The sequence below is a fragment of the Blautia sp. MSK17_66 genome, assembly GCF_020538025.1.
Classification (GTDB): Bacteria; Bacillota; Clostridia; order Lachnospirales; family Lachnospiraceae; genus Blautia_A.
In genome coordinates, this window is the sequence record NZ_JAJBNQ010000046.1 from 1 (window position 1) to 10,025 (window position 10,025).

Sequence of the window (10,025 nt, forward strand, 5' to 3'; positions counted from 1 at the left end):
CTGTCGGTCCTTCCGGATCTGTTGCTCCCGGTGTTGGGGTTGGTGTTGCTGTCGGCTCTACCGGTACTGCTGTTGGTCCCGGAATTACTGCACTTGCAGTTCCAAATCCGAAATCCATACCTGACCACGGGATTACAAATCCGTTTGACCAGTACTCTCTGTATCCAAGGCTTGGACACATATTGCCTTCATCCCAGTAATTGAATGAAGATGTAAATGTCATAGTCTGAGTGTAAGTTGCACCTGTATCAGGATCTGTAAATGTTACATCCTTTGTAATAGATACTGTGTACTGTACTCTGTTGTCAAAAGTACCTACCGGAAATACTCCTGCGATGTGGATCTGTCCCTCACCAAGAATAATTGCTCCTGCATAGTCAGGATCCACTGTAATATTTCCAAGGTCTCCCTCATCAAATACAACTGTCTGTGTCAGTGTTTTGTCTCCAACAGTAAGAGTTGCCTCTGCCACTCTGGAAAGATCGATATGGCTTACAGTTCCTGTCACCAGAAGTCCTACTGACTCTGCATCCTCTCCATCTTCCTCTGCTGCAATAACATCTTCACTTTCTTCCGGTGTTTCTTCCGGATCGATCACTACATCTGCGACACTGTCGGAATCCTCATCAGAAGTATCCTCGTCTGTTTCCTCATGAAGAGTGTCTTCATCGGAAGTATCTTCATCTGTGTCTTCATCAGAAGTACTCTGATCTTCGGAATCTTCATCAGAATCTGTACTGCCTTCTGCTGTGTCTTCAGCAGTCTGATCTTCATTCGCATAATCAGGTTCATTCTGCTCTGTAGGATATTCATCGGCTGCCATTGTCATACTCGCACCCTGCATAACCATTGCAGCGCCGACGAGGCATACGGCAACCTTTTTCCATCCTAACCATTTCCTATACATTTCTTTTTTCCTCCTCATTTCCAAGAGCGGCGTTACCGCCGCTCCTGACCACATCAGTGGATTTCTTTATTTCACTCTAACTTTTACAACCTGGCTCCAGGAAGGTGCATAAATGTTCTTGCCATTTGCCACTTTGTAGCTGCGCACACGTACATAATAGTACCTGCCGCTTGCGAGACCTTTCAGAGTTGTTTTGCCAATTGTGTTTTTATTGATTGTCACACTCTTTGTGGTCTTGCCCTGGAACTTATTATTCTGGCTGTACTGTACTACATATTTTGTAGCCTGTGCATCACGTACCCAGCCCACAGCCAGTGTCTTCTTAGCAGTACTCTTTACAGACGGTTTACGCATCTGTTTCGGTTTGATAGTAAATGTAGCTTTGCCTGCATATTTTGCAAACTTGCCTTTACCTTTGACGATAACAGTTGCATAGCCTGTATTCTTGTTGTTCTTATAAGTTACTGTGTAGTACTTATTTGCAACTTTCTTCTTTCCATTGTATACAGTAACGGTCGGTTTCAGATTCTTTCCTGTGTATACATAGGATGTCTTGGAAAGTTTCAGATTAAGTTTCTTTGTAATCTTGGTGTATTTGCTTGTAACATTTACAGTTCCGTTTGCAGATTTGATTGAAATGCTGTATCCGGATGGTGCACCAACAACTTTTCCTGTGTAGGAGATTACTTTTCCTGCTGATTTCTTATTCAGGTTGGAAACTGTTGCAGTCCATTTGTTTGCACTTGTAAGTGTTACTCTCTTACCTGTTGCCTTTCCATTTGCATAGATTTCAACAACAAGCTTGGAAGGACGGGAATCAACAACATTATTCAGGTCGTTCCATGTGTTCTTAACAGTTACTTTTGTCTTGGCAACACTGTGAGCATAAGTTACTGTGTAACCTTTCTCTACATCTCCGGATACTTTGACGCTATAACCGGATACCGCAGATGCAACTACTTTATAAGCAATTTCTTTACCTGCTTTGTATTTCGGAAGTTCTGCCCATGTCTTAGTCCAGGATTTTCCAGATTCAAGAACTGCCTTGTCACCAAGTACTTCTCCATCTGCATAAAGCTGAACAAGTGTATCTGTCGGACGGATTCCATCCTGGTTCTTTGCATCATTCCATGCTGCCTTGGCGCTGATGTTTACAGTTGCCGGTACATGTTTGTAATTAAGGGTAAGACCTTCCTCATCAAGGATATTTCCAGATACAGAAACTGTGTAGCCTTCCTTCTCTGTACTCTTAACCTCGTATTTAATTCTTGTTCCGTCTTTCTTGACATCAACCTGTGCAAATTTAGCTGTCCAGCTGTTCTCTGCATTCAGAGTCACTTTATTTCCTGTTGCTTCGCCGTCTGCATAAAGTTCTGCTTCTACAGAGTCAAGACGTACTCCATCCTGATTTTCTGCGTCATCCCATTTTACAGATACCGGAATCTCAACTGTTGCAGGTACATAAGTATTTGTTACTACAAGACCTGTTGCTGCGTCTCCACTTACAGAAGTTTCATATAAATCCGGATTCGGAACTGTAGCTTCTGCTGTGTAAACGATTGCTTCTCCGACTTTACCTGTTCTGTTTTTCTGCAGTCCTGTCCATGTCTTGGAGAATTCATTTCCTGCGTTCAGTGTAATGAGATCGCCAACTTTAACACCATCAGCCATCAGCTGTACGCTGTAAGATGACGGACGGTTGCCATCCTGGTTCTCTTTGTCATTCCACTTAGTTGTTAAGGTTACATCTACAGTTTCTGTCTTGTGTGTGAATTTCAGTACAAGACCATCTGCTGTACTTGTGCATGCACTTGTGTATGCATCTACATCAGATTTGAGTGTATAAGTGATCTTCTGTCCTGCGGCATATACCGGAAGAGCTTTAACGGTTGCTTTCCACTCACCCTCTGCTGTCAGGGTTACTTTGTTTCCTGTTGCTTCGCCGTTTGCAAGAACTTCAGCTTCTACAGATGCCGGACGAAGTGCATCCTGGTTGTCTGCATCATCCCATGCTGCGGATACTGCGATATCTGCAACTTCCGGAGTATGAGTTAAAGTAACTACGATTCCGGATTCAGTACTGCTTACAGCTGCTTCATATCCTTTGGCAACATCACTTGCTTTTACGGAATATGTGATTGCTTTTCCGGCTTTGTTCTTTTCAAGGCCTTTCCAGGTCTTTGTAAAGTTTCCAGCCTCATTCAGGGTGATTGCATCGCCGACAGCTTCACCGTCTGCTGTAAGCTGTACACTGTAAGTGTTCGGACGGATTCCATCCTGGTTCTCTGCATCATCCCATTTGGTAGTTACAGTTACGTCTGTCTTGTATGTTGTATGTGAGTATTTCAGGATAAGTCCCTTAGCCGGGCTTCCCTCTACTACGCAGTCATATCCATCAACTTTGGTTGCTACCAGAGTATAATCGATTGTTTTGCCGTCTTTCTTGAGATCCATCTCTCCGAAAGAAGCTGTCCATTTGTTGTCAGCAGTAAGTTTTACTTTTTTACCTGTAGATACATCACCGGCATAAAGTTCTGCTTCAACAAATTCCGGACGGATTGCATCCTGGTTATCTGCATCATCCCAGTTAACAGATGCTTTGATCTCTGCCACTGCCGGTACATGAGTTGCTGTGATGGTAAATCCGGTTCCTGCATCTCCTGTGATCTCTGCGGTATATCCGTCTTCACCACCCTTAAGGCCGACTACTTCGACTGTATAAACAACTTCCTTACCAGCTTTGTACTCGCCAAGTCCGGTCCATGTCTTGGTCCATTTGGATTTCTCATTGACTGTGATCACATCACCGAGATTTTCGCCATCAGCTTTAAGCTGTAAGCTTACTGTCTCCGGACGAACACCGTCTCTGTTATTTCCATCTGCCCATACAACAGTTGCTTTAACATCTACTGTCTTAACTGCATGTGTATAGTTCAGAACAAGTCCTTCTGTTGCACTTCCGGTTGTCTTGATCTCATATCCCTCAGCTTTGGTGGATACGAGAGAATACTCGATTGGTTTACCATTTTTGTTTACTGCAAGTCCCTCGAAGGTTGCTTTCCATTCGTTATCTGCAGTAAGTTTTACTTTCTTACCTGTGGATGCATCACCCGCATAGAGCTCAGCTTCTACAAACTCCGGACGAAGTCCATCCTGGTTGTCTGCGTCATTCCAGTTTACAGATACTGCAATATCAACACCTTTTGGTGTGTAAGAGTTCTTAAGTGTGATTGCTCCTGTTTCTTCATCCTTGGTAGTTGTGATGGTATATCCTTCCGGAAGTCCGGATTCTTCTACTGTGTATTCGATTACTTTACCAGCATTGTATTTCGGAAGATCTGTCCATGTCTTGGTCCAGTTTCCATCAGCGTCTGCTTTTACAGTTACGTTATCACCAACGTTTACTGCTTCTCCGCCTTCAACTTTTGATTTAAGCTGTAAGCTTACTGATGCAGGACGGATTCCATCCTGATTTTCTGCATCATCCCATGTTACATTTGCTGTAGCACTGACTTTTGCAATTTCATGTGAATAAGTAACAACAAATCCATCATCTGCACTACCTGTTACTTTTGCAGTGTACTCTTTCGGATTTTCTGCTTTTACACGATAAACAATATTATTTCCTTCTGCATCTTCTGCATCCAGAAGTTTCCATTCATATGTCCAGTTGTTTTCTGCATTCAGTTCGATTGGATCACCACAGTTTTCATCATTTGCTGTCAACTGAAGTGTTGCTTTTTCAGGACGGATTCCATCCTGGTTGTCATGGTCATCCCATTCTGTTGAAAGAGTTATATTTCTACTTGGAGTTACGGTAACTTTTACATCATTAGCATTGACACCATTCCATGCAGCACTAACTGTTGCATTACCTCTTTTAACACCTGTAACAACGCCGCCATCTACTGTTGCAATGGACTCATTATAGCTCTTCCATGTAATCTGCGGATTCTCCACATATGCAGATCCATCCCATGCCTTTGCTGTAATTTTTTCTGTAGTACCCTGCTTAACAGTTAATTCCGCTGGCTGAAGAATCAGTCTTGCATCAGATGTTACCTCTACCTCGCAGGTAGCTGTAGGATCAAACGGATAACATTTGATTGTGATCGTAGTCTTTCCAGGAGAAACAGCTGTAAGATGCAGCATTCTTCCATCTGCCGGATCTGATTGTGCTGTAACGATATTTGTATCGCCTTCAACCATCTCAAGTTTTGAAAGCTTCGGATTACTCTTATCTGCCCAGAACTTTCGTTCCAGTTCTGTTCCATCTTCCTTAATAAAGGTACCCAGGATTGTTGCTGTACCGGATTCTCCCATCTTCATAGATAAGGAGTTTTTGTTCAGATACAGTCCTGCTTCACCATTAACCTTAATGGCGATACTCTGCCATACACCATAAAGCTGTCCAGTTTCCATCGGTACATAATATTTATGGCTCAAATAAATATATCCACTGTATGGAGTCTTTCCTGTAACGCTTACTTTTTCTCCTGCCTGCTTTACAATATCAATATTATAAATACCGTTACCATAAAACTGGGCATTCAGACTTCCATGACCGTTTTCAAAATAACCGATTTTCCAGGTATCTGTAATATCTTCACCGGCCTTGTTGGTTTTGGTTTCACCCTTAGTTCCGGTAATTTCTACAGCTTCACCTTTTACAACAACTTTCTGGTTTTCGGTTACATTTACTTTAATATCTTTTACTTTTGTTCCTTTGTAGCTTACTGTAACAGTTGTGCTCGCTGTTGTCTGACCTTCCGGAAGATCCTTCGCAGTGATAACACCAACAGAATCTACTGTTGCAACAGCTTCGTCAGCTGACTTCCAGGTTACATCACTGGATGGATTATATCCTTCTCCGGTAGAACCGGCTTTATACTGCCCCATATTCCAGAGTGTCCAGGCAATTTCCTGTGTACTTCCCTGAGGCATGGTTACTTCATTCTGGGCATCAGTCAGATAAATTCCATTTTGTACCACTTCTACGTCTGCTTTTACAGCATATGTAGTTCCATTTTCTGCTTTCCAGGATGCGGTGATAACAGTCTTACCATATCCAACCGCTGTAATCTTTCCACCATCTACAGTTGCAACTTTATCATTGTCAGTTGCCCAGTTAAATACTGCATCTGAAACTTTCTGATTATTGTAATAAGCAGTTGCAGTAAGAGACTGGCTGCTGCCCTTGGTCATTGTAAGAGAATCTTTATTTAAAGAAATTCTACCACCGGTAGAAGTCACTGTAACACCCTGAGTAGCTGTATCCTGATATCCGTTAATTGTAGCTTTTAATGTAACAGTTGCAGATCCCTCTTTTTTAGGACGAATCACACCATCTGTACTGATAGATGCAATTGCTTTGTTATCAATTGACCATACAATATCTTCTTCTGGAATGGATGTTGTTACATCCGGGTTTTCTTTACTATAATCAAACAGTTTATATTTGATCTTGTAGTCTTTGGCTTCGTCAGCTGACAGTGTTATGGTAGCTGGTTCATCAAACACAATACCATTGACTGTAATCCGAATAGGTTTGGATTCTGCTGTTTTCTCTTCTCCTGTAGTCTTATCCGTATAACTGTAGATAATTTTCATAGAAGTAGCACCAGGCTTCAAAGCTGTAACTTTTACTTTTCCCTTATCGGCTGTTGTAGCAGTGATCACAGATGAGTCATCTGCATATTCACTTGCAGAATCATCCATAAATTTATAGGTATAAGCCGGAGATGATACTGCGCCATTTCCACCGTTAAAGACCTGAGTAGTAATAAATGTATAGTCGCCCTTCTTCGGAATACTAACTGGATCCGGAGTCTGGACATAAATACCAGGTGCCGGCAAACTAACATCTCTTCTGAAAGTTTCCTGCAGTTTTGCTCTTTCATCAGGTGAAATCGCAGTAGTATTCAGTTCTTTACCTATCATTTCATGAAAATCAACATAATAATTATGATTGATTGTTCCCTGACCCTTACTTGGATAAGCTTTGTAACTCATTGTACATTCTTTCATGCCTGCTTTGATCTTGCCGCTCTCATCTCTTGTTGCAGCAAAATCGGTATAGGCATTGTCTTCTCCCCATGAGTCGCTTTCTGTTAATACTGAGTTATCAATGATATCCTGAGAGGTAGGAGAACCACTTAACACAAACTTGTCACCAAAATTCACTTTACCTACTGCTGGTGTAATATGAATTTTGTAAGTAACTACTAATTCGCATGCTTTATATTTTTTGCTTGAAGTATTACAGTTATATCCTGTCCATGTTCCAGTAAGTGTAACATCGCCTTCTTCAAAAGCACTAATAGTTACAACTGGATTTGTTTCTCCAAAGATAGAGGCATGATCACTACCTTCTGTAAGTGCCCATTTTATAGTTGAGTGTGGCCAATAACTTGGATTTCTGGAATAATCCTTCCACCATTGTGTAGTTGTTACATCGTCTGTAGCTGTCTTATAGTTAGTTGCTACCAGTGATTGAACTACAAACTGTCTTGTTTCATACGGAGCCATAGTTATTGTTGCATTGTTCACCGGATAATTTGCCACAGCAAATCGATATTTTCCAGAATACTTTCCATCAGTTGTTCTGTATCTATGATACTCATAGACATCATTTCCGGCAACAGTAAAAGTTCCTACGTCACCTTCTCTTGGTTCATAAGCACCGATATCTGCGGTATCATCTCCAACTGCTTCTGCACCATCAGAAACAATTGCATCTTCTTCGCTTCCGTCAGAGAACAGAGGCGCCTCTGAACCTTCATCAGTATCCTGCTGATCGTCTGCGACTACCTCTGTGTCGAGGTCCTCATCACTGATCTCCGGAACATCTGCTTCTGTTGATGTATCTTCTCCTTCATCAGCAGATTCCAGGTCGCTGTCTGCACTTGTGTCAACGTCTTCAGAAACTGCTGCTTCTTCAACAACCGCCGCATCCGGTTCACTGGTGAAGTCGTCCGCATATACGATGCAACCCTGAGCCATCATAGCTACCGTCAGCATCCATGCCAGTGCACGTTTCAGACCTGAGTGTGGTTTTTTACTCATATTATCTCCTTCTTTCTTTTTTTATTTGGTTTACAGTTTCATCTGGCTTATTACTGTCTGTCACAGCACCAGGTATATTTAGCAATCATACTTTCTTTTCTTCAGTTCTTTAGACAGTTCAATGCGGTTTGTCTTAAAGTGGAAGAAAGGTCTTTCATCGATTGCCAATATTTCAACTGGAAACATATATGGTTCCAGACAAGACTGTACATCGTCAATGATGTCATCTACTGAGTATCCATCCTCAAGTACAACATAGAGGTATGGAACAAAGTATCCATCGTGATCCTCATCCTCGATCAGTACAAAGAATTCATCCCTGATACCCGGGATCTTTGCATCGGCAAGGCGGTTCTCCATCGGAAGAACTGCAAGCTCACCGCCGCCATAGCGGAATGCTGCTCCACGGTTCAGCACATAAAAGATGCCGTCCTCATCCACATAGCCGATATCTCCTGTATGAAGCCAGAGCTTACCGTCTGCATGGGTCTGAAGAGCCTTGGCGGTGGCACTTCTCCTGTCATAGCCAAGCATGATTCCCGGACCTGAGGCACAGATCTCACCCATCTCGTTATATCCAAGTTCTTCCTGGGTTCCCGGCTTGAAAACACTCATATCTGTCAGTGGCATCGGAATTCCCACATTTCCGTTATGGATGGACTTCGGTGCCATTTGGAAGGTCAGGTTGGAGCCTCCCTCGCTGCTTCCATATCCTACGGTAAAACGCACATGACAGTTATGCTCCTCGAGGAAGTTCTGTACACGATCCAGCTGGTTGTTGTTCACTGCCTCGCATCCGGCTCCTGCCGCCAGAAGATGAGACATATCATAGTCCTTTGGAACTCGTCCATTACGCATAACCAGCTCAATAAACATCGGGATCATCGGCCAGCCGTTTGGTCTGTAACGCATCATCTCAAGGTCAACATCCTCCGGATCAACAAATGGATCCATGATCAGAAGTTTATTGGATGACAGCGGAAGCATTACCATGGAAACCACAACTGCTACCAGTGCGGGCGGAAGGCATGTCACCATCCAGGTCGGACGGATCTGATCGGATCCTCCGTAAAAGTTCATCTGACATACGGTGCCGAGAATACTGTTCGCACAGTGGATAACCTGCTTGGACGGACCTGTGGATCCACTTGTATAAGCACGGAACAGTGGTCTGGTGAGATCTCTGTCTGCTTCTACTCTGCCGACATAGTAATTGCCAAGAGAGAGGAACTCGTCCCAGCTCATGGTATTCTCACCGGAAGCTGTCACCCGTGGATAAATCTCATCCAGGGATGCTTTTATGTAATCCGGAAGGGTGGATTCATGTCCATAATACATCGGCTCGAGAAGTATAACCTTTCTGACTCCTGCCCCTTCGCAATATGTTCTCAGTTCTTTCTGTGACAGAAAGTCATGAGCAAAAATGGCCTTCGCATCAGCCTTGCTGACGGCCTCAACATTCTCAATAAGTGTATTATCTCTGCACAGAATAGAAGCACCGATCTTCTCTGCTGCCAGCAGAAGAAATACAAAGTTCGGAACAAGTCTGAAGAATACCGGGATCTGATCTCCCTCCCCGAATCCCATAGCTCTCAGGGATCTCGCACATTTCTCTGATTCCTCAAAGACCGTTCTCCAGGTGATGTCCTCTCCATAATAATGGATTGCTACAACATCAGGACCCGGACAATGCTGTTCCAGATATTCCCATACAGTGCAATTCGGTCTCTTGATCAACTCAAGCATCATGTCTGGATAATACTGCATCCAGCGACGATCTTCACTCGGTCGTCCTGTAGTTTTCTTTTCACAACTCACTTTTTCATAACCTCCTTGATATTCAGCATTTCCTGCATAGAACAAAAACAGCCCCTGCGTTCTTCCTTTATACTGCGGCTGTTCACTTTGTAGAATATGCTGTTAAATTTCATGAATTTTGTTGATTCATGACGTTTTCTACTCATTTATGTAGTTGCATGTATATTTTAACATAACGATAGTTAAATGAATTTTTAAATTCTACCTTGCAAGAGTAAATTCTATACCTATAGAA

General features: G+C 42.8%; 3 protein-coding genes. All 3 read right to left on the reverse strand.

What is annotated here, in order from left to right; all coding sequences use genetic code 11:
- On the reverse strand, positions 1-907 hold a 907-nt coding region (locus LIR34_RS17010; RefSeq protein ID WP_330659953.1), incomplete at its 3' end, for a hypothetical protein.
- A gap of 66 nt (positions 908-973) precedes the next feature.
- The gene (locus tag LIR34_RS17015) at positions 974-7,972 is read right to left on the reverse strand and encodes a Cna B-type domain-containing protein (RefSeq protein WP_173903383.1); all 6,999 of its coding nucleotides are present in this window, start codon (positions 7,970-7,972) and stop codon (positions 974-976) included.
- Between the two features lie 78 nt (positions 7,973-8,050).
- A complete protein-coding gene (locus LIR34_RS17020; protein ID WP_265107746.1) occupies positions 8,051-9,790 on the reverse strand; it encodes a class I adenylate-forming enzyme family protein in 1,740 nt (579 codons plus the stop codon).
- Positions 9,791-10,025 lie beyond the last annotated feature (235 nt).

Coding starts and splice junctions, on each gene's coding strand:
- LIR34_RS17015 (WP_173903383.1), bottom strand. CDS start 7,972: ATGAGTAAAAAACCACACTCAGGTCTGAAACGTGCACTGGCATGGATG.